The sequence below is a fragment of the Ruegeria sp. HKCCA5929 genome (genome assembly GCF_013034525.1).
Lineage (GTDB): Bacteria > Pseudomonadota > Alphaproteobacteria > Rhodobacterales > Rhodobacteraceae > Ruegeria.
The window spans coordinates 361437-384748 of sequence record NZ_WQGE01000002.1; the positions used below are offsets into that span (position 1 = coordinate 361437).

Here is a 23312-nt window from a genome sequence, read left to right on the forward strand (position 1 = left end):
ATTAGTCACACCATCTGAAAGATGATGCCCGCGATAATTGCTCCGCCGACACCAAGGCCCAAATAGGTCGCAAACACACGGGGTTTGACCAGCGACCAGACGGCGGCCATTGCCGGGATGGAACTGACGGCGCCAGCGACCATGAAAGACATGGCGGCACCCGCAGTCATTCCTTGTTCCATCAAGCCAGCCAAAAGCGGAGGTGCCACGTAAGAGTTCAGGTAGGCGGGCATACCAACCAAAGCGGCGACAACGATAGGCAGCACGCCTTCCCCACCCACCGCGCCAGCGATCAGGTCGGCAGGCACGTAGTTGACCAACAAGGCTTCGAGCACATAGGCCAGAGCCAGCCACTTCAACAGGAACAATCCGTTGTGCACGAATTCCGAGCGGAACCGAACGCGGCGCTCGGGCTCCTGCCAGAATTTCCAGACCGGCTTGTCGTCCAATTTCGGCCCACATCCGCAGCACCCGGCGGGTTTGTACGCGCGCAACGGTTGGGCAAATGCACCCTGGCGCATCAGAAGCCGAACCGCGAAGCCTCCGAACAGGCCAAGTGCGACCGCTGCGACGGCTTTGCCGATGGCAAAAGGCCACCCCAGCGCGCCAGCCGTAATCAAAAGCGTCGGCGGGTCGATCAAGGGTGAGCTAAGCCAGAACGCCATGACCGCAGACAGCGGCGCGCCAAGCGCCAGAAGGCCCGCGATAAAGGGAATGACCTCACAGGAACAGAACGGAGCCAAGCCACCGAACAACGAGGCCAGAAAGATCATTCGGGTCTCGCGCCCCTCAAAGGCGCGCGCCACCATCACTTCTGCACCGGTCGCCTTTAGATACGACAGCAACAACACGGCAAACAGGATGTATTGCCCCGTATGCGCCAATGCTTTTGCGGCGAAAATTACAACCTCACGCAGATTGCCGGGGTCCAGAACGGCCACCGCGACAAGGATCACGACGATCAGCGCCCAAGGCGTCTTGATCAGGTCCAGCACCCCCTTGGCTGTCACGCGCGGGTTTTGTGTTAATTCAGCCATCGTTCGCGGCCTTTCCAACTTCATCGGCGCAGCATTCGCTGAGGATGAACTGCGCCAGGTTTCTCAATTCGTCGTAACAGGCTCGGTTGATCGTGGTTCGACCAATCTTTTCCTGTTCAACCACACCACCGGCCGCAAGAAACCGCAGGTGATGCGCCAAAGTCGACGGAGCAATGCCCGTCCGGTTTTGAATCTCGCCAACCGTCAAACCGGCCTCACCAGCCCGAACCAAGGTCTTGAGGACTTTCAGCCGGGCCTCCGAGCCCATCGCAGAAAATCCGGCAGCAGCAGCTTCCCACATGAGTCGCCTCCATTAAACTAGACTTCTGGTTATTTAGTTTAATAATGTTTCCCAGTCAACCGGGTCGTTGAAATACGCCCAGATTGCGTAAGTCCAGATTGCACGCCCTTTAAGTCCAACCTATAAGCAGGCATGGGGATTTCGGTCGATACATTCTTTCTAGAACTCAACGGTCAGGGCACGCTGCAGGCCCAGATCCAGCAGATGATTGCCGAGGGCATTCTGTCGGGCCGCTTTCACGTTGGAGAGAAACTGCCATCATCGCGAAAACTGGCCGCACATCTGGGCGTCAGCCGGATCACCGTCACGTTGGCCTATACCGAATTGCTGGCGAATGATTACCTGACGGCCAAGGGGCGATCTGGGTACTATGTTTCGCATAACGCGCCCGTTCCACCGAAATACTCGCCTGTCCAGCGCGGCACAGAATCCGTTGACTGGAACAAAGCGTTGGCCCGTCGCTTTCTGGACAGTGACGTTCTGCCAAAACCCAGCGACTGGCGCGAATACCGCTATCCGTTCATCTACGGTCAGGCCGACCGGTCATTGTTTGATCACGCCAACTGGCGCTTGTGCGCCGTGCGCGCGTTGGGACACAAGGACTTCGATTCGCTAACCGGGGATTACGTGGATCAGGATGACCCGCTTCTGGTCGAGTTCATCGCCCGCCACACTCTGCCCAGACGCGGCATTGCAGCCCGCCCCGAAGAGATTCTGATCACTTTGGGCGCGCAGAACGCACTCTGGCTGGCGTCGCGTATTTTGTTGACTCACAATCGATCTGCAGTGATCGAAGACCCCTGCTATTACGCGCTGCGGAGCCTGCTGAACCATTGGGACTGCGCGGTAACGCCCTTGAGCGTCGATCAGAACGGACTGCCACCCGAGACGATCCCAGACGACGCCGACGTTATCTTTACCACCCCCAGCCATCAAAGCCCGACGACGGCGACAATGCCGATCGCGCGCCGAAATCAACTGCTGGATCGAGCACGCGAATTGGATGCAATGGTTGTCGAGGATGACTACGAGTTCGAAATGGCCTTTCGGGGTGCGCCGTCTCCGGCACTCAAGTCTATGGATCGGGATGGACGTGTGATTTACGTCGGCAGTTTTTCCAAGTCGCTTTTCCCCGGTCTGCGGCTTGGATACATGGTTGGCTCTGAGCCCTTTATCCGAGAGGCACGCGCGCTTCGGTCATTGGTTCTGCGCCACCCACCCGGGCACATACAGCGCACGGCCGCGTATTTCCTTTCACTGGGCCATTACGACGCACAAATCCGGCGCATGTCAAAAGCCCTGCAAGAACGGCGCGATGCAATGGATTCCGCCATAGAAGAAAGCGGACTGACCGTGGCCGGGCGCGGCGTGATTGGTGGCTCATCAATGTGGATGTCTGCGCCCGAGCATATCGACACAACCCAACTGGCATTGAGGTTGCAGACCCAGGGCGTTCACATTGAACCCGGTGCCCCGTTTTTCTCTGGTCCGAACAGGCCACAGAATTACTACCGCCTCGGTTACTCCTCCATTTCGACCGACCGCATTGCACCAGGTGTAAAATTGATTGCAGACGCCATTCGAACTACCTGAGTGGCATCTGGACCTAATTTGGGTTTCGTTTTGGCCCTAACGCCAGCCGCACCCATACGCCAAAACCGTATCAAACCCCGGGCTCTTTGCCCGGCTTCACCCACTTGTTTGGAGAGCACTCACATGAAGATGACGACCGAAGAAGCCTTTGTTAAGGTTCTGCAGATGCACGGGATCGAACATGCGTTCGGTATCATTGGCTCGGCGATGATGCCGATCTCGGATCTGTTCCCAAAAGCTGGAATCATGTTCTGGGACTGCGCCCATGAAGGCAGCGCCGGCATGATGGCCGATGGCTATACCCGCGCCACCGGTAAGATGTCGATGATGATCGCGCAGAACGGCCCCGGCATCACCAACTTCGTGACCGCTGTCAAAACCGCCTACTGGAACCACACCCCGCTGCTGCTGGTGACCCCGCAGGCGGCGAACAAAACCATCGGACAGGGTGGGTTCCAGGAAGTCGAGCAGATGAAGCTGTTCGAAGACATGGTTGCCTATCAGGAAGAGGTTCGTGACCCGTCCCGCGTCTGCGAGGTTCTGAACCGCGTGATCATGCAGGCCAAACGCGCCAGCGGTCCAGCTCAGCTGAACATCCCCCGCGATATGTGGACCCAGGTCATCGACGTTGATCTGCCTGCTATTGTCGAATTCGAACGCCCCTCGGGCGGTGAAACCGCTGTGTCGCAGGCGGCTGAATTGCTGTCGAACGCCAAAAACCCAGTCATCCTGAACGGTGCCGGTGTGGTTCTGGCCGAAGGCGGCATCGACGCGTCGAAGGCCCTGGCCGAGCGTCTGGATGCGCCGGTCTGCGTTGGCTACCAGCACAATGACGCCTTCCCCGGCTCGCACCCACTGTTCGCCGGTCCGCTGGGCTACAACGGTTCGAAAGCCGGGATGGAGCTGATCAGCGAGGCCGATGTGGTTCTGTGCCTGGGCACCCGTCTGAACCCGTTCTCGACCCTGCCCGGATACGGCATGGAATACTGGCCTGCCGATGCCAAAATCATCCAGGTCGACATCAACCCCGACCGCATCGGTCTGACCAAGAAAGTCAGCGTCGGCATCGTCGGTGATGCGGCCAAGGTCGCAAACGGGATTCTGGCCCAGCTGTCGGACACCGCGGGTGACGAGGGCCGCGCAGATCGCAAAGCCAAGATCGCGCAAAAGAAATCCGCTTGGGCGCAGCAGCTTTCGAGCATGGATCACGAAGATGACGATCCGGGCACCAGCTGGAACGAACGCGCACGTGCCGCCAAGCCCGATTGGATGAGCCCCCGCATGGCATGGCGCGCAATCCAGTCCGCGCTGCCGAAAGAGGCGATCATCTCGTCCGACATCGGCAACAACTGCGCCATCGGCAACGCCTATCCGTCCTTCGAGGAAGGCCGCAAATATCTGGCCCCCGGCCTGTTCGGCCCCTGCGGCTATGGCCTGCCCGCCATCGTGGGTGCGAAAATCGGCCAGCCGGACGTTCCGGTTGTCGGCTTCGCCGGTGACGGTGCCTTTGGTATCGCCGTGAACGAACTGACTGCAATTGGCCGCGAAGAATGGCCCGCCGTAACTCAGATCGTCTTCCGCAACTACCAGTGGGGCGCGGAAAAGCGCAACTCGACCCTGTGGTTCGATGACAACTTCGTCGGCACCGAGCTGGACACCAAAGTGTCATACGCCGGTATCGCAAATGCCTGCGGCCTGAAGGGTGTTATCGCCCGCACGCAGGACGAATTGACCGCAGCGTTGAACCAGGCGATCGAGGATCAGAAGAACGGCATCACCACCCTGATCGAAGCCATGATCAATCAGGAACTGGGTGAACCCTTCCGCCGCGACGCGATGAAAAAGCCTGTCGCAGTTGCGGGCGTTTCGGCTGACGACATGCGCGAGCAAGCCGTATAAACAAAGGACGAGGCCGGAGCGAATGACCCTGACACCCATTGAGCTGTTGCGGCAGAACGCTCCGGCCATCCGCCCTGTTATTTCTTTATGCGAAGGCAGTGATCCCCGTGTTGTTGCGGGGGCGCTTGCCGCCCACAAGGCCGATCTGGCCGACGTAATCCTGGTCGGCCCGCAAGCCGAAGTCGAAGCCGCCCTGAAAGAACAAGGGGCAGCGCCTTCACCAGGCGTCGGCGTGCATGACCCCATGAATTCAGATCTGACCGAGGACTTTGCCCAGAGGTTCTTCGAACTTCGTCAGCACAAGGGCGTGGATCTGACCAAAGCCCGCGCTGCCGTTGAATCAGCGCCGGTCTACGCCGCCATGCTGGTACGCAGCGGGCGCGCCACCGGCACGGTAGGCGGCGCGGTTCACACAACCGGCGACATCGTCCGCGCGGCTATCCAAGTAATCGGAATGGCCCCAGATGCCGGAATGGTGTCGTCTTTTTTCCTGATGTACCCGCCCGAAAACGCCCAACCCGGTGCGCGGGCGATGCTTTATTCAGACTGCGGTCTGGTCATCAACCCGTCTGCCTCTGAGTTGAGCAAAATCGCCATCGCCTCGGCCGCTTCGGCAAAAACTCTTTTGCAGGTCGAACCCAAGATCGCGATGCTCAGCTTTTCGACCAAAGGCAGCGCCAAACACCCGGACGTGGACAAGGTGATCGAAGCCACAGACACGGTGTGCCAGACAGCACCTGATCTGTCTGTCGACGGAGAGTTGCAGTTTGACGCCGCTTTTGTCCCTTCGGTGGGCGACCGCAAATCCCCCGGTTCATCCGTCGCCGGTCAAGCCAACGTAATGATTTTCCCAAATCTCGATGCGGGCAATATCGGTTACAAGATCACCCAACGGCTGGGTGGCTATACCGCAATTGGCCCCGTGCTTCAGGGGCTGGCCCAGCCAGCCAACGACCTGTCGCGCGGCTGTAGCGTTGAAGATGTAACCCAAATGATCGCCGTGACCGCCCTGCAAGCCAGCAAAACGTAATGCACTCATTCACACCGTTTCTCGGAACCGTGTTCTCAAATCGGGAAGAAACTGACACATTCATCCCGACATAACCGACAGGACCCGCCAATGACCCATCAGCAGCCGATCCTTGATACGTCTCCGAAGGTTTCGGACGAGGTTCGCAAGACCACGTGCTATATGTGCGCCTGCCGTTGCGGCATCAACGTACACATGAAAGATGGCAAGGTTGCCTATATCGAAGGCAACCGCGACCACCCTGTAAACAAAGGTGTCTTGTGCGCCAAGGGCAGTGCTGGGATCATGCAGGTGAATGCCCCTTCACGCCTGCGCAAGCCGCTGCGTCGGGTCGGCCCGCGCGGCTCGGGCGAGTTTCGCGAAATCGAGTGGGATGAAGCGATCAGCACGGCCGTTGGCTGGCTGAACGAACTGCACGAGACCGCCCCGCAAAAACTTGCCTTCTTTACTGGCAGAGACCAAAGTCAAAGCTTCACGTCCTTCTGGGCGCAAAACTTCGGCACCCCGAACTATGCAGCCCATGGCGGATTCTGTTCGGTCAACATGGCTGCGGGCGGCATCTACACCATGGGTGGTGCCTTCTGGGAGTTCGGTCAGCCCGATTGGGATCATACAAAGTTGTTCATGCTGTTTGGTGTGGCCGAGGATCACGACAGCAATCCGATCAAGATGGGTATCGGCAAAATCAAGGCACGCGGCGCGCGTGTGATCGGTGTGAACCCGATCCGATCCGGCTATAACGCCGTCGCCGATGACTGGGTCGGGATCACTCCGGGCACCGATGGTCTGTTCATTCTGTCTCTGATCCACGTGCTGATGAAGGCAGGAAAAATCGATCTCGACTATCTTAGCCGCTACACCAACGCGCCAGTGCTGGTGAATGCTGCGGAGGGGCCTGAAAAGGGCCTGTTCCTGCGCGACGCCGACGGCAAGCCGCTGGTCATCGACCGCGCGACCGGTGAACCCACCGCGTTCGACAAACCCGGCGTCCGCCCAGACTTGGCAGCAACCTATGAAAAAGACGGCGTCACGCATCGACCCGTCTTCCACCTGATGGCCGAGAAATACCTGAGCGACGACCACGCCCCCGAAGCTGTGGCCGAGCGCTGCGGCATCCCGGCCAAACGCATCCGCGCCATCGCGGCGGAAATCGCCCGTGTTGCCTTTGACGAAGCAATCGAGCTGGATCAAGAATGGACCGACTTCCGGGGTGAGACGCATTCCAAAATGATTGGACGCCCGGTCAGCTTCCACGCCATGCGTGGTATCTCGGCCCACGCCAACGGGTTTCAAACGTGTCGCTCACTGCATGTGCTGCAAATCCTGTTGGGCACGGTCGAGGTCCCCGGCGGCTTCCGCTTCAAACCGCCCTATCCCAAACCGGTCGAGGCGCACCCCACCCCCCATGGCGACCGTCGCCCTGGTCGCCCGCTGGAAGGGCCCCACCTGGGCTTCCCACGTGGGCCCGAGGACCTACTGATCGACGATTGCGGCACGGCGCAGCGTATCGACAAAGCCTTTACCTGGGAAAACCCAATGTCCGCCCACGGGCTGATGCATATGGTGATCTCAAACGCCGCCGCAGGTGATCCCTACAAGATCGACACGCTGTTCATGTACATGGCGAACATGTCGTGGAACTCCTCCATGAACACCAAGGGTGTGATGGAGATGCTGACGGCGAAGACCGAAGACGGAAAATACGTCATTCCCAAGATCATTTATTCCGACGCCTACTCCTCGGAAATGGTGGCTTATGCCGACCTGATCCTGCCTGACACCACGTATCTGGAACGTCACGACTGTATCTCGCTGCTTGACCGCCCGATTTGCGAAGCCGACGCCGCCGCCGACGCAATCCGTTGGCCGGTGATTGAGCCTGACCGCGACGTGCGCGGCTTCCAGTCGGTTCTGATCGAACTCGCCAATCGCATGAGCCTGCCGGGCTTCACCAACGAAGACGGGACGCCCAAGTGGAAGGACTACGCCGACTATATCGTGAACCACCAGCGCAAGCCGGGCATCGGCCCGCTTGCCGGGTTCCGCGGTGAAAACGGCGACAAGGAAGGGCGTGGAGAGGTCAATCCCGACCAGCTGAACCGCTATATCGAAAACGGTGGTTTCTACGTCGCCCACATCCCCGAAGGCGCGGATTACTACAAACCCTGGAACGCAGCCTATCAGGACTGGGCCGTCGGGATGGGCCTCTATGACAGCCCGCAGCCATACCTGTTCCAACTTTATTCCGAGCCTATGCGCAAGTTCCAACTGGCCGCAGAAGGGCATGGTGACCGCCAGCCGCCGGATCACCTGCGCCAGCGGATCAAAGACACGATGGACCCGCTGCCGATCTGGTATGAAACCGATCAGCAAGGCAACGAAGGCTTTACCGTCAACGCACTGACCCAGCGCCCGATGGCGATGTACCACAGCTGGGGCACTCAGAACGCCTGGCTGCGCCAGCTGCACGGACGCAACCCGCTCTACGTCCCAACCAAACTGATGCGGGAACATGGGCTGAGCGATGGCGATTGGGCCAAGGTCACCTCTCCGCACGGAGAAATCACCGTGCCCGTCATGGAAATGGCCGCACTGAACGACAACACCGTCTGGACCTGGAACGCCATTGGTAAACGAAAAGGCGCGTGGGCTCTGCAAGAGGACGCGCCAGAAGCCACCAAAGGCTTCCTCCTCAACCACCTGATCCACGAACTGCTGCCGCCCAAAGGCGACGGGATGCGGTGGGCCAACTCTGACCCGGTGACTGGTCAGGCTGCATGGTTCGACCTCAAGGTCAAAATCGAAAAAGCCGCCCCTCCGACAGATACCGAAAGCCAACCCGAATTTGAGCCGATCAAATCGCCCGTTGGCACCGGCCCGAAAGATATCGCATGGAAAGTCGGCAAATGACCCGGATCCGTTCTTCATCAGGCCAAAAATATCTCGGGGGTGAATTGAGCCAAAGGCTCAAGAGGGGGCTGGCCCCCTCCCCCGCCCATAACTGCCGAGGTTCCCTGACATGACCCAGCTCCCCCAATCCACCGAACGTAAAATGGGTCTGGTCATCGACCTGGACACCTGTGTCGGCTGCCACGCCTGCGTAATCTCCTGCAAAGGATGGAACACGGAAAACTACGGCGCGCCTCTGTCGGACCAAGACGCCTACGGTGGCAACCCGTCCGGCACCTTCTTGAACCGCGTACATTCCTATGAGGTACAGCCGGAACAAGGTCACGCTCAACTGATACACTTCCCGAAATCTTGCCTGCATTGCGAAGATGCTCCCTGTGTCACTGTCTGCCCAACCGGCGCCAGCTATAAACGCATCGAAGACGGTATCGTGTTGGTTAATGAAAGCGACTGTATTGGCTGCGGTCTTTGCGCCTGGTCCTGTCCATACGGTGCCCGGGAGCTGGATGCAGCAGAAGGCGTCATGAAAAAATGTACTCTCTGTGTCGACCGTATCTACAACGAAAACCTGCCCGAGGTAGATCGTGTGCCCTCATGCGTGCGCACCTGCCCGGCCGGCGCGCGGCACTTTGGCGATTTGGGCGACCCTGACAGCGATGTCAGCAAACTCGTCGCAGATCGGGGCGGTATGGACCTGATGCCTGAAATGGGCACCAAACCCGTCAATAAATACCTGCCGCCACGCCCCAAGGACACGGTTGAGGACCAGATCGACATTTTGGCCCCCCTGCTGGCACCGGTCGCTGAAGAACCCAAGGGGTTCCTCGGCTGGCTCGACAAGACGTTGGAGAAACTCTGATGCATCCCGCACCGTCCGTTATTATCTTCACCACTTTGTCCGGGTTGGGATTCGGCTTGCTGTTTTTCCTCGGGCTTGGCCAGCCTGCGGTGACAGGCTTTGTGGCATTCGTATTTTACGTCATCGCATATGCGCTGGCAGTGGGTGGTTTGCTGGCCTCAACCTTCCATTTGGGCCACCCCGAACGCGCCTGGAAGGCGTTCAGCCAATGGAAATCGAGCTGGCTCAGCCGAGAAGGGGTCTGTGCCGTGGCGGCCCTGGTGGTCATGGGGCTTTATGCATTCGGCGCAGTTTTTCTGGGCAGCCATTGGACAGTTCTGGGTTGGCTCGGCGCGTTTTTCAGTCTTGCGACCGTGTTTACCACCTCGATGATCTACACCCAGCTCAAGACCATCCCGCGCTGGAACATGGAACTGACGCCAATCCTGTTCCTGTCCTTCAGCTTGGCCGGAGGTGCCCTGTTGTCCGGGGCTGAAACTCTGGCCCCCTGGTTGCTTGCCATTGCCGGGGCAGTACAGCTTGCTTACTGGGCCAAGGGCGACGGCGCATTCGCGCGATCCGGCACTTCGCTGAGCACCGCCACTGGGCTGGGCGTCCGCGGTGATGTGCGCGCCTTCGAGCCGCCGCATACGGGCACCAACTATCTGTTGCGCGAATTCGTCCACGTGGTTGGGCGCAAACACGCGCAGAAACTGCGGATCATTTCCTTTGTTCTGGCGTTTGTGTTGCCTTTGCTGCTGATCCTGATCCCGGTCTCGGGCGTCGTGATCAAGCACCTCTTTGCCTTGCTGGCCGTGGTGTCACATCTGGCGGGCGTAGCAACGTCGCGCTGGTTGTTCTTTGCGCAGGCCGAGCATGTTGTTGGGCTTTACTACGGGAAACGGTGAGAAGGGGGCTCTGCCCCCGCTGCGCGTACCGCGCATCTCCCCCTAGGTATTTTTAGCCAGATGAAGATTGGATCCGGCAAATGAAAAGGGCGGCGCTCGGGATTTGAGGCCGCCCTTTTGTGATCTTCGGTCCGACTTAGATAAGACCGGCATGCGCCATTGCGGCCTCGATTGCAGCCTTGGTGCCGTCCTCAAGCTCGGTGAGAGGTGAGCGCACTTCGGTGCTGCAAAGGCCCAGTTTGCTGAGTGCGTATTTAGCACCGACAAGACCCGGTTCGATAAAGATGGCCTCGTGCAGTGGCATCAGCTTGTCCTGATAGTCCAGCGCCTTTGCATAGTCTCCGGCCAGTGTGGCCTGTTGGAATTCGGCGCACAATTTGGGTGCCACGTTTGCCGTGACCGAGATGCAGCCAACGCCGCCATGGGCGTTGAATCCAAGCGCGGTCGCGTCTTCACCAGACAGTTGGCAGAAATCCGCGCCGCAGGTCGCGCGCTGTTGGCTGACACGGGCCAGATCGCCCGTTGCGTCCTTAACCCCAACGATGCGTGGCAGCTTAGAAAGCTCACCCATAGTGGCCGGTGTCATGTCAACAACGGACCGTCCGGGAATGTTGTAAATGATGATCGGAATATCCGCAGCTTCGTGAAGAGCCTGGAAATGCGCGATCAGGCCGCGTTGGGTTGGCTTGTTGTAGTACGGGGTGACAACCAGCGCTGCATCCGCGCCGACCTTTTTGGCGAATTGCACAAATCGAACGGCTTCGACCGTATTGTTCGATCCGGCACCGGCGATGACCGGAACGCGACCCGCCGCTGTTTTCACGACCTCTTCGATCACCGTTTCATGCTCATCGTGGCTGAGCGTGGGGCTTTCGCCCGTGGTACCAACCGGCACAAGACCCGTCGAGCCTTCAGCAATCTGCCATTCCACAAGGTGTTTGAGCGTCTTCAGGTCCAACTCGCCGTTGGTGAACGGGGTGACGAGGGCTGGCATTGAGCCTTTGAACATGACACGCTCCTTTAAGGTGCATTTTGCGGTTTTTACGCCTCGGTCCCTCACGTTTCCAGCTTTGTGAGTTGATCCCGGCGACGCACGGTTTATCCTCACAGGCTCTATCCTCGGTTGGTTGGGAAATGCAAGGTATGACACGCATTCTGGCACTTTTGATTGCTGTGATTGTGTATTCAGTGACGGCACCGCAGCTTGCGCGGGCGGATGCCGCAGGTGATTTGCGCGCCGGGCTTTATGAAATGCGAAAGGGCGATTGGAATGCCGCGTTGAGGGTTTCAGGCCAACGCGGCTCTGTTTCCCGAGACGTCATCGTCTGGCACTGGCTGCGCGAGGGATTCGGCAGCTCGGGCGATGTGCTGGTGTTTCTCGAACGCCGTCCGGACTGGCCCGGAATGGCATGGTTGCGCCGCAAGAGCGAGCCCGTCTTTACCGGCTCTGACCCGGATAGGGTTTTGAAATTCTACACTGACATGCCTCCTCAGACGGCTGAGGGCGCGCTGAACTATGCAATCGCCTTAAAAGCAAAAGGACGCGTGGGGGACGCTGAAGCGGATATCGTCACGGCGTGGCGGACCATGCCGATGGGTTCGGGGTTGCAAAAGACGTATCTGGAAAACTTTGCAAAGCTGTTGAAACCGCATCACGCGGCGCGGCTGGACCGGATGTTGTGGGATGGTCATCTGGTCAGCGCGGGCCAAATGCTGCCGCTGGTCAGTGCTGACCAACGCAAGCTGGCCGAGGCGCGAATCGCATTGCAAAAGCGTCAGCCGGGTGTGGACGGCAAGGTGGCAGCAGTCCCGAAATCTCTGATGGATGCGCCCGGGCTTGCCTTTGACCGTTTTGTCTGGCGGGACAAGAAGGAATTGGACGACAGCGCCATAGACCTGATGCTGGCGCGTTCAACAGGGCCGGATGCGTTGGGCGAGCCTGACAAATGGGCCGAAGGGCGCCGTCGTTTGGCACGGCTTGAGATGCGGTCCGGACGATCTGCACGCGCATATGACGTGGCCGCAAATCACCACATGACCCCCGAAATGGGCTATGGCTATGCCGATCTGGAGTGGCTGGCGGGGTTTCTGGCCCTGCGCAAGCTGAATGACCCTGCAACCGCCGTAAGGCATTTCCAGAATTTTTCCGACGCGGTTAAATCACCAATTTCGAAAGGGCGTGGTGGTTACTGGCTTGGACGCGCGTATGCAGCGCAGGGTGATGCGGACAAAGCATATGACGCTTATGCGATGGGGGCGGATTACCAGACTTCGTTCTATGGCTTGCTTGCTGCGGAACGGATCGGCAGGCCGTTTGATGCAGAGCTGGCCAATCCACGCCGCGCACCGCATTGGCGGCAGGCAGAGTTCGCTGAGTCCAGTGTTTTGGAAGCAGGCTTGCTGCTGCTGAAGGCCGGAGAGGGCAACCTCTCCGAGCGGTTCCTGACACATCTGGTCGAAAGCCTTGATCCTGTGCAGGCCAATCAACTTGGTGACCTGGTCATCGAGCTGAAACAGCCGCACCTGGCGGTGATGATCGCCAAGCGGGCGGCAACCACGGGCACGGTGTTGCCCGCAGCCTATTACCCGGTGCATCCGGTCGCAGACATGCGCCTACCGATGGCCAAGGAAATGACGCTGGCGATTGCGCGGCGCGAAAGCGAGTTTGATCCTGTCGTTATTAGTGGCGCGGGCGCGCGCGGTCTGATGCAGGTGATGCCTGCGACGGCCAAGCTGGTCGCGGGTGAGTTAGGCATTCTCAGTGGCCACCAGACGGGACGGCTTACCACGGATTGGCAGTACAACGCCAAGCTGGGGGCCAACTATCTTTCGGGTCTGGCAGCTGATTTCAACGGCAACGTGGTGATGATGGCCGCCGGGTATAACGCGGGACCCAGGCGCCCAATCTCGTGGATGGAGCGTTTTGGAGACCCGCGCACCGGCGAAGTTGATATCGTTGACTGGATCGAGACGATACCTTTCAGCGAAACCCGCAACTACGTGATGCGCGTGACCGAAAGCCTGCCTGTCTACCGCGCGCGACTGGGACAGCCCGCGCTTCCGATCCCGTTCTCACAAGAACTGGTCGGATCATCTCTGGCGGCGTTCGCGCCATAAGGTGAACAGCCCTGCGGCCACAACAATCGCTGCGCCTGCTACAACTTCGGGGCGCAGCGTTTCGCCAAAGACTGAAATACCCAGCATCGCGCTCCAGACCAGATGGAAATAGGCGAAGGGTTGCACCGCGCTCGCCTCGGCCATCTCATAGCACTTGATCAGCAACCAGTGACCAGACGCTCCACTGACGCACAGCAGCGCCATCCAGCCCCAGTCAGCAGGCACCATCGGCTCCCAGAACCAAATTCCGACCAGAGTCATTGCGACGGAGCCGGCGACGCCGGTCCAGAAAAAACTGGTGGCTGTGCTGTCCTGCCGGGCGGCATAGCGGGTCAGCAGGGCGTAGACTGCAAACATCAGGGCCGAGATGAGGGGAATGATCGCCCAAGGGTTAAATACGCCCGCACCTGGTTGCAAAATGATCAGAACGCCAATGCATCCCACCCCGATCGCGCTCCACCGCCGCCACCCGACCTGCTCGCCCAATACCGGCCCGCTTAGCGCGGCAACAAGCAATGGATAGCAGATGAAGACAGCCATGCTGTCGATCAAGCCGAGTATGGTGAAGCCAAAGACCGCGACACAGATCTCGGCCGCCAGCAACACACCACGGGTTATTTGCAGACCCAACTGATTTGTCTGCGTGGCTGCCCTCAGCCCACCGGGTGATCGTGCCGCCAGCGCAATGACAAACGCCGCGAAGAACCAATAGCGGACCATCACGACCATGTAGGTGTTGTAGGTCCCGGCCAAATGCCGCGAGATACCGTCCTGCAGGGCAAACACAATCGTGGCACCCACCATCAGGGCGATGCCTGCACCGATATTGTTCTTCTGCGTCATGCTTTGATTGCCCGTGTCATATGTCGCTTGCGGCCATAGCCCGACGTGCGCATCACGTTGAAACCAGCATCCTCCAACCCCCGACGTACAAAACCAGCGGCGGTATAGGTGGCGGCTGTCCCCTCTGCCGCGGTGTGGATTGCAACCTCTTGCATCAGGTCCGCCCCCCACAGTTCCGGGTTCTTGGCGGGCGAAAACCCATCAAGAAACCAGGCATCCGCCTTTCCGGCCCATTTTGGCAAAGTCTCACGCGCATCACCAATGATCACCTCGAACTGAAGAGTTTCGAGCATGCATTCGCGACCCGACCAGTGTGTGAGAAACCGGCTGCTCCACGGTTGCAACTCGGGAAACGCCTTCAGCGCATGATGCATATCTTCCGTGGCCATTGGAAAAGCTTCGAAACTGGTAAACCGCAAAGGTCCGGTTTGGCCGGATTTCTCCCACTCAGACCATACCGTCAGAAGGTTCAAACCGGTGCCAAAACCAAGTTCGGCGATGTGAAAACCGGGCGTGAAGCGCGCAGGTAGATCGTTGCCAGCCAGGAACACGTGGCGCGTCTCTTCCAGCCCGTTCTGCAAAGAATAATAGGGATCGTCGAAACGATCCGAGACCGGTATCTGATCCTCGGTCCACGTCAATTTGGCACGCTGGTCTGCCATCTGGGAATCCTGTAGCTAAGCGGCGCGACACTGAACAAGGAAAAGGGAATTGGCAATGGTCGATGTAACAGTGCGCGGCGCAGGGATTTTCGGCCTGTCCATCGCGTGGGTCTGCGCCCGGCGCGGCGCAAAGGTGCAGGTTGTCGATCCGTTCGGGCCCGGTGCCGGGTCCAGCGGCGGTCTGGTCGGTGCATTGGCCCCGCATGTGCCGGAAAACTGGAACGCCAAGAAAGCCTTTCAGTTCGACAGTCTGATCATGGCTGAACCTTTTTGGCGGCAAATCGAAGAAACCGGCGGCGTTTCCCCCGGTTATGGTCGGTTGGGTCGCCTTCAACCCATCCCGGATGCCCGCAGCCTTGACCTGGCGCGGCAGCGCGAAGGTACGGCAGATAAACTTTGGCAAGGTCAGGCCGAATGGCGCGTGATCACCACCGCACAGGCTGGTTCATGGTGTCCGCCCAGCCCCACCGGGTTTGTCATTCGGGATACTCTGACCGCGCGGATGCACCCTCGACGAGCCTGCGCTGCGCTTGTGGCCGCCCTTGAGGTTATGGGCGTTCACGTTGTCAATAACGCGGAAAACCAAGGACAGGTTGTGCATGCAACTGGCCTTGCCGGGTTACAAGAGCTCAACGATGCCTATGGTAAGACCGTCGGAAACGGCGTCAAAGGGCAAGCTGCCCTGTTGCGCTTTGACGCCGGAGAGGTCCCGCAGCTCTTTGCCGATGCGATACATATCGTACCCCACGCGGACGGAACACTTGCCATCGGTTCAACGTCGGAACGGGAGTATGACGATCCGACCAGTACCGACAGCGCGCTGGACGATGTGATCGATCGCGCCACGCGCGCCCTGCCATTGCTGCACGGGGCCGAGGTAATAGAACGCTGGGCTGGTGTCCGCCCCCGCAGCAAAAGCCGGGCACCAATGTTGGGTGCGCATCCATTGCACAAGGGTCAGTTTATCGCCAACGGAGGTTTCAAAATCGGTTTTGGCATGGCCCCCAAAATCGCCGAGGTTATGGCTGATCTGATGTTGGAAGGCCGCGATGAAATCCCCGAAGATTTCCGGCCCGACGCCTCATTGTAATCGATGCGCTCTACGAGATGGACGCATAGACCCAACACCATCCTTTGAGGCTCGTCAGCCCGAACGTGCCATGCCTAATACGCGGGCCAGTTTCAAAAACCGGCCTCGGCCCGCAGTTTCTGCATCAGTTTATGCAGTGACTTTTCATAGCGTTCAGAGGCCAATTTGCCGTGTTCGTCGAACGCGTTCGAACTGTCTGCCAGATGGATTTCAGGCCCCTGCAGAATGCGCGGCTGAAAGGGAACCATAAACGACCGCAGGATCATCTGCGCACGCTCACCGCCAGCGCGACCTGCCGCCGCCGACATAACGGCAACCGGTTTGTCGGCCCACGGATTGCCCTGTGTGCGGCTCACCCAATCCAGCGCGTTCTTCAAAACGCCCGATGGACCTTTGTTGTATTCCGGCGTCGAGATGATAACCGCATCTGACTGCGCGATTTGGTCCGCCAAAGACTGCACCGCTGCCGGAATGCCCTCACCCTCTTCCAGATCTCCGTCATAAAGGGGCAGGTTCAGGTCTGCTTCGACAAAGTTGGCCGAATCAAACAACCGGGCCGCTTCCCGCAAAAGCTTGCGGTTGGTTGCATCCTGACGCAGGGATCCAGACAAGCCGAGGAGTGTGGGTTGAGACATCTAGGGGAACTCCGTTTCAGTGATTTTCTGAAAACTAGCCCGAGTTTGATCTGTTCCAAACCCCATTTGACGCACAGTCAATGCGCAAACGAGGCCGCCAATGGCGACCCCGTGCAAAATGCTTAATCCGCGTTACGCGTTTCCGCTGGGCACAACAACGATTTCAACCCGTCGGTTCTGTGCCTTGCCTTCCGGTGTCAGGTTCGAGGCGACGGGATTGTTTTCGCCCTGACCAATTGTCGTGATGCGATTAAAGCTGACACCATTGGCCTGTAGGATATCCGCAACTGCGTTGGCGCGACGCTCAGACAGCCCTTGATTGTAACCCGCGTCACCGTCGCTGTCCGTGTGACCGATGATCTGCACGTTCGAGTTGGGGTAATTGACGAGGTTCTGGCCCACTTTCACCAGATCAGATCGCAGCGCCGGGCGCACGGTCGAACTGTCGGTGTCAAAGGTAATGTCGTTGGGAACAGTCACAATCAGCCGGTCACCCGCATTCACGATGGTGATTCCGTCATTTGCCAATTGCTGACGCAGCTCAGCCGCCTGTTTGTCCAACTGGTTGCCGATCAGGCCACCACCGGCTGCGCCAATTGCAGCCCCTGCCAACGCGCCCAGACCCGGATTCGAGTTGTTGGCGATTGCGCCAATGCCCGCCCCGACAAGACCGCCCAAAACGGCACCCTGTTTGGCGTTCTGGTTCGGATCGCTTTGCGCCGACAATGTGCCGGGATCTGTACAGGCCGAAAGAACAAGGACTGAACTCAGCCCCGTGGCCAGAATAAACTTGGAAATCGTCATAATATCACCTTCTGCTCCAACACCCGTTTGTCAGGTGCGTTTGGTTTTCCTCAGTATATCACGGCCAGGGTGTTGGGTCTCAAGAAACAATCCAGTGAGATCGGCAATTAGCCGCCAACTGGGATGCGAATTCTTCAAAAATCGGCCCCGGCACGAAATTTCATCGAAACCCCGCCTTCGGGGTGCTTCAGGCGCAGTTCTTCGGAATGCAGCATCAACCTTGGAAATTCCGCCGCCGGACCTGTTGCATAAAACGGGTCGCCCAGAATTGGATGACCCAACGCCTGCATATGAACCCGCAACTGATGAGACCGTCCGGTTTTGGGAAACAGGCGCACACGCGTTGTTTCGCCCTCATGTTTTACGACGCGCCAATCGGTGAGCGCAGGCTTTCCGGCGTCGTGGCAGACCATTTGTCGGGGCCGGTTGGGCCAGTCCACAATCAAAGGCAGGTCCACTGTGCCGGTCTTTGGCTCCAAGCACCCCCAGACACGAGCGACGTAGGTTTTGCGCGTCTGACGCTGTTCGAACTGCATACTCAGGTTGCGCTGTGCATGGGGCGTTAGGGCAAAAACCATGACACCGGATGTATCCCGGTCCAGCCGATGCACCAGCAATGCCTGAGGAAAAGCCGCCTGTACCCGCGTCAGAAGACAATCCGCCAGATGTTCACCACGCCCCGGCACTGAAAGCAGGCCAGACGGCTTGTTCACCACGATCAACTGCGCGTCTTCGTGCAAGACATCCAGCGGGGTTTGAGGGGGGTCATAGATCTCACTCATGCGGGCCTGCCTATCGCAGCCCGCCCCCTCCCGCAACGTCGTCCTTGCCTGTTGGGCAATGTTCAGAGACCTTCGGCACAGGAGGAAACGACATGCACCCGACCATCGAACGAATGCAAGAGGTTGTCGCCAAAGGCGATGAAGCCTTGATCCACGCGCTTCTGGCCGAGGATGTCCGGTTCCTGCCGCCAACCTACTACAGCACCTGGACCGGGCGCGCGCCGGTGGCCGCCGTTCTGGGACATGTTGGTCAGGTGTTTTCAGACTTCCGCTATCGCCGCATCATGGGCGAGGGAAAAGACTGGGCGTTGGAATTCCAGTGCAAGGTCGGGGATCTTGACGGGATCGGGGTGGATCTGATCACGCTAAACGACGACGGTTTGATTCAAACCTTCGAGGTCGCGATGCGCCCCTATAAGACAGTGGGTGCACTACGAGAGGCGATGATGGCGCGCGTGATGACCGATGCACGGTTTCTCAAGTTCAAAGACGCCCTGAGCTGATCGTGCGCGGTTTGATTGCAGCCGATCAGGTCCTGCGCATTCCCCTGCTGCCGGTTCTGGCAGCGCAGGGGCTTTCAGTCCGGCGCAACGCTCAGATGTTGCCAGAGCCGACGGGCCCGCGGAAAGGCCGATCAGGTCGCGGACCACGCCTGCGCCTGCTCATCTGTGGCGACAGCTCGGCGGCTGGTGTTGGGGCCGGAACCCAAGCGCAGGCTCTGTCTGGGCAGTTGGTTGACCGGCTGGCCAAACACTATTCGGTCGAGTGGCAATTGGAAGCAACCACGGGATACACAACACTGGACACACTCGACCACTTGAAAAGTCTGCAGGGGGAGTTCGACTCAGTTGTCACGGCGTTGGGCGTCAATGATGTGACACGTGCCGTTACATCCCGACAATTTGCGCACCGCCAAACGCAGCTTATCACTGCTCTGTCCAACGATCTGGGAGCACGACGTATTGTCGTAACCGGCGTTCCACAAATGAACAGATTCCCGGCCTTGTCCCATCCTTTGGCCTGGGTCCTCGGCCGTCAGGCGGCCCGGCTGGATCAGGCGCTGCAGCAGGTTGTGTCGGCCTACCCACATGTCAGCCATTTGAAACTCGATCTGCCGGATGACCCGGCGCTTGCTGCCCCAGACGGCTATCATCCCAGTCCACACGCCTACGCCCTTTGGGCAGATGCCGCAGCGGAACTTTTGCGTCAGGCCTGAGCCCGCGCCTGCCGGATCATCGGGATCGAATATACAATCAACGCCGCCCAGATCAGCGGGAAAGCGATCATCCGACCGGTGTCGATCTTTTCGCCAAACACAGTGATTGCTGTCACGAAAATCATGGTTGGTGCAATATATTGCAGGATACCCATCGTGGAGAGTCGCACCAGCTTTGCACCGTTTGCATAAACCAGCAGCGGCACAGCCGTCACGACACCTGCACAGGACAGCAATAGGGTGTCTGACAGTCCCACGCCAAAATGCCCCGTACCCTGCACGCCCAGAAATGTGACGTAGACCAAAGCCGGGATCAAAAGGATCAGCACCTCAAGCAGGAACCCTTGATTGGGCCCGATTGGCAGGGATCGTTTGAAAAACGCATAGAACCCCCAACTCACCATCAGGCCAAGCGCAGCCCATGGCAAACGGCCGGCCTCAAACACCAGAACCAAAACACCCAATGAGGCCAGACCCACGGCAATCAGCTGCATGCGTGTCAGTGGCTCACGCAGCAAAATCGCGCCAAGTGCGATACTGAACAGCGGGTTGATGTAATATCCAAGCGCGGCATCCAAAGCATGACCGGTTGAGATCGCCCAAACATAAATCGCCCAGTTCACAGTAATCAAAGCAGCTGTCAAAGCCGCCATTCCCAGCATCTTCGGATTACCCAGCGCAGCCTTGAGGTCGCGAGTGCGCCCCAAAATGACCAACAACAACCCGGCCACCGGAACAGACCAGATGATGCGATGGGCCACGACTTCGACCGGACCAATATGGTCCAGCGCTTTCAGGTAGAGCGGTAAAAACCCCCACAGGACATAAGCGGTTACCGCCAGCGCCAAACCCTTGGGTGTGTCGGAATTCTGAGAGGGAATAGGCGTGTCTGCCACGGCAAATCTCCGGTTGATGCCGGACACATTTACGGCAGTTCACATCAGCTTGAAAACTCCGAAAACCGTGAAGTCGCACATAACGAATAGTGATGGGTCGATCTCGGATGCCGCGTTGAAACTCATGTTGGCGCAGCGAGGCGCTGCCTCGCGCTCCGAGGTATTTTTAAGCCAGATGAACAAGGGATCCCTCATTCATCTGGCCCTAAATACCTCGGGGGAGTCGCCCGGAACGGGCGGCGGGGGCAGAGCCCCCTCTCGCATGTCAGACTTTCACACGCTCTGATTTCGGGTCGTACATCGGCTTGAGCGAAGCTTCCGCTTTAACCTTCACCCCACAGACATCAATCTCGTAAGAAGATGCCAGAACGTCCGCAGCCTTTTCGCCTTCGCACGGGACATAGCCCAGACCAATGGCACCGCCCAACGTGTGGCCATAGTTGCCTGAACTCAAGTACCCCACATATTCGCCGTCGCGGACAATCGGCTCGTTGTGAAACAGCAACGGTTCCGCGTCAGTCAACTTGAACTGCACCAGCCGGTTTTTAGGACCGCTTTCTTTCCGCGCAATCACTGCTTCCCGTCCGATGAAGTCACTGCCTTTGTCAACCTTGACCGCAAAGCCAAGACCCGCATCGACCACGTGATCTTCGCAGGTGATGTCATGGCCAAAATGGCGAAAGCCTTTTTCGATCCTGCAACTGTCCATCATGTGCATACCGCACAGCTTCAGCCCCATATCCTGTCCGGCCTCATGGAGGGTTTCGAACACATGGCCTGCCATGTCCGCAGAGACATAGATCTCCCATCCAAGCTCGCCCACATAAGTGACACGATGGGCGCGGGCCAGGCCCATTCCGATCTCAATCTCCTGCGCAGTGCCGAAGGGGTTGGCCGCGTTGGTGAAGTCGTTGGGCGATACTTTCTCGAGCAGAGCACGCGAGTTGGGCCCCATGACAGCCAGAACACCTTCACCTGCTGTGACATCGGTGATCACGACGTTGAAGTCGCCCGCGTGGCGCATCATCCAGGTTTGATCTGCCTGTCGTGTTGCGGCAGGAGTCACAACCAGATACGCGGTCTCGCTCAGGCGTGTGACAGTCACATCGGCTTCGATCCCGCCAGCACGATTCAGAAACTGAGTGTAGACAATCTTGCCAGTAGGCACCGAGTAGTCGCCACCACCGATATAGTTCATGAATTTTTCAGCTTCGGGACCTTCGACTTGGATCTTGCCAAAAGAAGACATGTCATACATGCCGACATTCTCGCGCACGGCGCGGTGTTCAGCAGCCGAGTTTTCGAACCAGTTCTGGCGCTTCCAGCTGTACTGGTATTCCCGTTCCTGTCCTACATTGGCGAACCAGTTGGCGCGTTCCCAGCCGGCCAGCTCGCCCATGACGGCCCCCTGTTCCAGAAGGTGGTGGTGGAACGGCGTCCGGCGCACGCCGCGCGCAGTGGCTTTTTGGCGATAGGGGAAGTGGTCTGCATAGAGCAGCCCCAGCGTCTCTTTCGAGCGTTCGAAGAGGTACTTTTTGTTACCCTGAAACGGCTGCATCCGGCTGACGTCTACGTCGCCAAGGTCAAAGGGTTTCTCGCCTGTGTCCATCCATTCCGCCAGCGCCATGCCCGCACCACCGGCGGATTGGATGCCGATCGAATTGAACCCGGCGGCGACCCATACATTATCCATCTCAGGCGCCAGACCCAGATGGTAAGCGTCGTCCGGAGTGAACGATTCCGGGCCGTTGAAGAAAGTGTGAATACCGGCTTCGGCCAGCATCGGCATCCGTTCACATGCGGCTTCGAGGATCGGCTCAAAATGATCGAAGTCTTCAGGGAGTTGATCGAATTCGAACGTGTCCGGGATGCCGTCCATTGCCCAGGGTTTTGCGTTGGGTTCGAACGCACCCAGCAGGATTTTACCTGCATCTTCTTTGTAATACGCGCATTCGTCAGGCACGCGCAGCACTGGCAGTTGGGTCAAACCATCGATATTTTCGGTCACGATATAGAAATGCTCGCACGCATGAAGCGGCACGTTGGTGCCCGCCATGCGGCCAACCTCATGACCCCACATCCCGGCGCAGTTCACCACCATGTCGCATTCGATGTGGCCCGAAGCGCTGCCGTCATCCGCGACCCAATCCACCCCGGTGACAGAACGGCCCTGCTTGACGATGTCTGTGACTTTGACCCGTTCCTTTACCACAGCGCCGCGCTGGCGCGCACCCTTAGCCAGCGCCAGAGCGATATTGGCGGGATCGCCCTGCCCGTCCAGCGGCAGGTAAACGGCCCCTTTGATACCGTCGAGATTGATGTGTGGGTACAGCTCTTGCACCCGCTCATTTGAAATTTCGTCGACCTCTACGCCAAAGGCGCGGGCCATGGCCGCCTGACGGTAGATCTCTTCCTTGCGCTCTTCGGTCAGGGCGACGGTGATAGAACCGCAACGTTTGAACCCGGTGGCAACACCGGTTTCTTCTTCCAAAGAACCGTAAAGCTCCTGGCTGTACTTCGCCAGCTTGGTCATGTTTGCTGTGGCCCGCAACTGCGCGATCAGACCGGCCGCGTGCCAGGTTGTGCCACTGGTCAGCTGTTTACGTTCAAGCAGCACGACATCTTTCCAGCCCTTTTTGGTCAGGTGATAGGCGACCGAGCATCCGATGACGCCGCCGCCAATAATGACCACTCGGGCCTTGCTGGGAAGATCAACCATTGTGACGACTCCGCTAGTGTTTGGTTTGGGGC

General features: G+C 58.7%; 20 protein-coding genes. 10 read left to right on the forward strand and 10 right to left on the reverse strand.

Going from position 1 to position 23312, the window contains the following annotated elements:
• Positions 1-5: 5 nt before the first annotated feature.
• Together GOV90_RS06515 and GOV90_RS06520 are read right to left on the reverse strand one after the other, a co-directional pair.
• Positions 6-1037 carry a permease gene (locus GOV90_RS06515; RefSeq protein WP_171095932.1) on the reverse strand — a complete coding sequence of 344 codons (1032 nt, stop codon included), beginning with the start codon at positions 1035-1037 and terminating at the stop codon, positions 6-8.
• Positions 1030-1338, reverse strand: a complete 309-nt coding sequence (locus GOV90_RS06520) for a helix-turn-helix transcriptional regulator (protein ID WP_171095930.1) — start codon at positions 1336-1338, stop codon at positions 1030-1032. Before GOV90_RS06520 ends, GOV90_RS06515 begins: the two co-directional genes overlap by 8 nt.
• Positions 1339-1470: 132 nt before the next feature.
• Between GOV90_RS06520 and GOV90_RS06525 the strand changes: the two genes are divergently transcribed.
• From GOV90_RS06525 to GOV90_RS06550, 6 genes are all read left to right on the forward strand, one after another.
• Positions 1471-2931, forward strand: coding sequence for a PLP-dependent aminotransferase family protein (locus GOV90_RS06525; RefSeq protein ID WP_171095928.1), 1461 nt, complete (start codon positions 1471-1473; stop codon positions 2929-2931).
• Positions 2932-3054: 123 nt separating this feature from the next.
• The gene (gene xsc / locus GOV90_RS06530) at positions 3055-4830 is read left to right on the forward strand and encodes a sulfoacetaldehyde acetyltransferase (RefSeq protein WP_171095927.1); all 1776 of its coding nucleotides are present in this window, start codon (positions 3055-3057) and stop codon (positions 4828-4830) included.
• A gap of 22 nt (positions 4831-4852) precedes the next feature.
• Positions 4853-5860: a phosphate acetyltransferase gene (gene pta, locus GOV90_RS06535; RefSeq protein ID WP_171095925.1), complete on the forward strand. Its 1008-nt coding sequence runs from the start codon at positions 4853-4855 to the stop codon at positions 5858-5860.
• A gap of 90 nt (positions 5861-5950) precedes the next feature.
• Entirely contained in the window at positions 5951-8770 is a 2820-nt protein-coding gene (locus tag GOV90_RS06540) for a molybdopterin oxidoreductase family protein (protein WP_171095923.1), read from the forward strand.
• Between the two features lie 109 nt (positions 8771-8879).
• A complete protein-coding gene (locus tag GOV90_RS06545; protein WP_171095922.1) occupies positions 8880-9629 on the forward strand; it encodes a 4Fe-4S dicluster domain-containing protein in 750 nt (249 codons plus the stop codon).
• A complete protein-coding gene (locus GOV90_RS06550) occupies positions 9629-10516 on the forward strand; it encodes a DmsC/YnfH family molybdoenzyme membrane anchor subunit (protein WP_171095920.1) in 888 nt (295 codons plus the stop codon). Before GOV90_RS06545 ends, GOV90_RS06550 begins: the two co-directional genes overlap by 1 nt.
• 136 nt (positions 10517-10652) lie before the next feature.
• On the opposite strand, the gene dapA is transcribed toward GOV90_RS06550, so the two are convergent.
• Positions 10653-11525 carry a 4-hydroxy-tetrahydrodipicolinate synthase gene (gene dapA, locus GOV90_RS06555; protein WP_171095918.1) on the reverse strand — a complete coding sequence of 291 codons (873 nt, stop codon included), beginning with the start codon at positions 11523-11525 and terminating at the stop codon, positions 10653-10655.
• 134 nt (positions 11526-11659) lie between these two features.
• On the opposite strand from dapA, the gene GOV90_RS06560 reads away from it, so the two are divergent.
• On the forward strand, positions 11660-13633 hold the full coding sequence (locus tag GOV90_RS06560; RefSeq protein WP_171095915.1) for a lytic transglycosylase domain-containing protein: 1974 nt from the start codon (positions 11660-11662) through the stop codon (positions 13631-13633).
• Here the strand turns inward: GOV90_RS06560 and GOV90_RS06565 are convergent.
• The gene (locus GOV90_RS06565; RefSeq protein WP_171095913.1) at positions 13607-14476 is read right to left on the reverse strand and encodes a DMT family transporter; all 870 of its coding nucleotides are present in this window, start codon (positions 14474-14476) and stop codon (positions 13607-13609) included. The genes GOV90_RS06560 and GOV90_RS06565 overlap by 27 nt on opposite strands.
• Complete coding sequence (gene mnmD / locus GOV90_RS06570; RefSeq protein WP_171095911.1) at positions 14473-15138, reverse strand: tRNA (5-methylaminomethyl-2-thiouridine)(34)-methyltransferase MnmD; 666 nt, start codon at positions 15136-15138, stop codon at positions 14473-14475. Before mnmD ends, GOV90_RS06565 begins: the two co-directional genes overlap by 4 nt.
• A gap of 55 nt (positions 15139-15193) precedes the next feature.
• On the opposite strand from mnmD, the gene GOV90_RS06575 reads away from it, so the two are divergent.
• A complete protein-coding gene (locus tag GOV90_RS06575) occupies positions 15194-16228 on the forward strand; it encodes an FAD-binding oxidoreductase (protein WP_171095909.1) in 1035 nt (344 codons plus the stop codon).
• Between the two features lie 92 nt (positions 16229-16320).
• Here GOV90_RS06575 and GOV90_RS06580 read toward each other — a convergent pair whose 3' ends face one another.
• From GOV90_RS06580 to GOV90_RS06590, 3 genes are all read right to left on the reverse strand, one after another.
• On the reverse strand, positions 16321-16863 hold the full coding sequence (locus GOV90_RS06580; protein WP_171095907.1) for an NADPH-dependent FMN reductase: 543 nt from the start codon (positions 16861-16863) through the stop codon (positions 16321-16323).
• Between the two features lie 132 nt (positions 16864-16995).
• Positions 16996-17667 (reverse strand): OmpA family protein, encoded by a 672-nt coding sequence (locus GOV90_RS06585; RefSeq protein WP_171095905.1) that lies wholly within the window; start codon positions 17665-17667, stop codon positions 16996-16998.
• A gap of 134 nt (positions 17668-17801) precedes the next feature.
• A complete protein-coding gene (locus GOV90_RS06590; protein WP_171095903.1) occupies positions 17802-18449 on the reverse strand; it encodes an RluA family pseudouridine synthase in 648 nt (215 codons plus the stop codon).
• A gap of 92 nt (positions 18450-18541) precedes the next feature.
• Here GOV90_RS06590 and GOV90_RS06595 point away from each other — a divergent pair, with 92 nt between their 5' ends.
• Together GOV90_RS06595 and GOV90_RS06600 are read left to right on the forward strand one after the other, a co-directional pair.
• Complete coding sequence (locus GOV90_RS06595) at positions 18542-18952, forward strand: nuclear transport factor 2 family protein (RefSeq protein WP_171095901.1); 411 nt, start codon at positions 18542-18544, stop codon at positions 18950-18952.
• Between the two features lie 2 nt (positions 18953-18954).
• Complete coding sequence (locus GOV90_RS06600) at positions 18955-19665, forward strand: SGNH/GDSL hydrolase family protein (protein ID WP_256367896.1); 711 nt, start codon at positions 18955-18957, stop codon at positions 19663-19665.
• Here the strand turns inward: GOV90_RS06600 and rarD are convergent.
• Positions 19656-20561: an EamA family transporter RarD gene (gene rarD / locus GOV90_RS06605; RefSeq protein WP_171095899.1), complete on the reverse strand. Its 906-nt coding sequence runs from the start codon at positions 20559-20561 to the stop codon at positions 19656-19658. The genes GOV90_RS06600 and rarD overlap by 10 nt on opposite strands.
• Before the next feature lie 265 nt (positions 20562-20826).
• Positions 20827-23280, reverse strand: a complete 2454-nt coding sequence (locus tag GOV90_RS06610; RefSeq protein WP_171095897.1) for an FAD-dependent oxidoreductase — start codon at positions 23278-23280, stop codon at positions 20827-20829.
• Between the last annotated feature and the right edge of the window lie 32 nt (positions 23281-23312).

What these genes read in the sequence shown, in the direction of transcription:
- dapA (WP_171095918.1), bottom strand. Translation starts at nt 11,525, where the DNA reads ATGTTCAAAGGCTCAATGCCAGCCCTCGTCACCCCGTTCACCAACGGC.
- pta (WP_171095925.1), top strand. Translation starts at nt 4,853, where the DNA reads ATGACCCTGACACCCATTGAGCTGTTGCGGCAGAACGCTCCGGCCATC.
- GOV90_RS06590 (WP_171095903.1), bottom strand. Translation starts at nt 18,449, where the DNA reads ATGAGTGAGATCTATGACCCCCCTCAAACCCCGCTGGATGTCTTGCAC.
- GOV90_RS06580 (WP_171095907.1), bottom strand. Translation starts at nt 16,863, where the DNA reads ATGTCTCAACCCACACTCCTCGGCTTGTCTGGATCCCTGCGTCAGGAT.
- GOV90_RS06540 (WP_171095923.1), top strand. Translation starts at nt 5,951, where the DNA reads ATGACCCATCAGCAGCCGATCCTTGATACGTCTCCGAAGGTTTCGGAC.
- GOV90_RS06585 (WP_171095905.1), bottom strand. Translation starts at nt 17,667, where the DNA reads ATGACGATTTCCAAGTTTATTCTGGCCACGGGGCTGAGTTCAGTCCTT.
- xsc (WP_171095927.1), top strand. Translation starts at nt 3,055, where the DNA reads ATGAAGATGACGACCGAAGAAGCCTTTGTTAAGGTTCTGCAGATGCAC.
- GOV90_RS06560 (WP_171095915.1), top strand. Translation starts at nt 11,660, where the DNA reads ATGACACGCATTCTGGCACTTTTGATTGCTGTGATTGTGTATTCAGTG.
- GOV90_RS06515 (WP_171095932.1), bottom strand. Translation starts at nt 1,037, where the DNA reads ATGGCTGAATTAACACAAAACCCGCGCGTGACAGCCAAGGGGGTGCTG.
- mnmD (WP_171095911.1), bottom strand. Translation starts at nt 15,138, where the DNA reads ATGGCAGACCAGCGTGCCAAATTGACGTGGACCGAGGATCAGATACCG.
- GOV90_RS06545 (WP_171095922.1), top strand. Translation starts at nt 8,880, where the DNA reads ATGACCCAGCTCCCCCAATCCACCGAACGTAAAATGGGTCTGGTCATC.
- GOV90_RS06550 (WP_171095920.1), top strand. Translation starts at nt 9,629, where the DNA reads ATGCATCCCGCACCGTCCGTTATTATCTTCACCACTTTGTCCGGGTTG.
- GOV90_RS06595 (WP_171095901.1), top strand. Translation starts at nt 18,542, where the DNA reads ATGCACCCGACCATCGAACGAATGCAAGAGGTTGTCGCCAAAGGCGAT.
- GOV90_RS06610 (WP_171095897.1), bottom strand. Translation starts at nt 23,280, where the DNA reads ATGGTTGATCTTCCCAGCAAGGCCCGAGTGGTCATTATTGGCGGCGGC.
- GOV90_RS06575 (WP_171095909.1), top strand. Translation starts at nt 15,194, where the DNA reads ATGGTCGATGTAACAGTGCGCGGCGCAGGGATTTTCGGCCTGTCCATC.
- GOV90_RS06520 (WP_171095930.1), bottom strand. Translation starts at nt 1,338, where the DNA reads ATGTGGGAAGCTGCTGCTGCCGGATTTTCTGCGATGGGCTCGGAGGCC.
- GOV90_RS06525 (WP_171095928.1), top strand. Translation starts at nt 1,471, where the DNA reads ATGGGGATTTCGGTCGATACATTCTTTCTAGAACTCAACGGTCAGGGC.
- GOV90_RS06565 (WP_171095913.1), bottom strand. Translation starts at nt 14,476, where the DNA reads ATGACGCAGAAGAACAATATCGGTGCAGGCATCGCCCTGATGGTGGGT.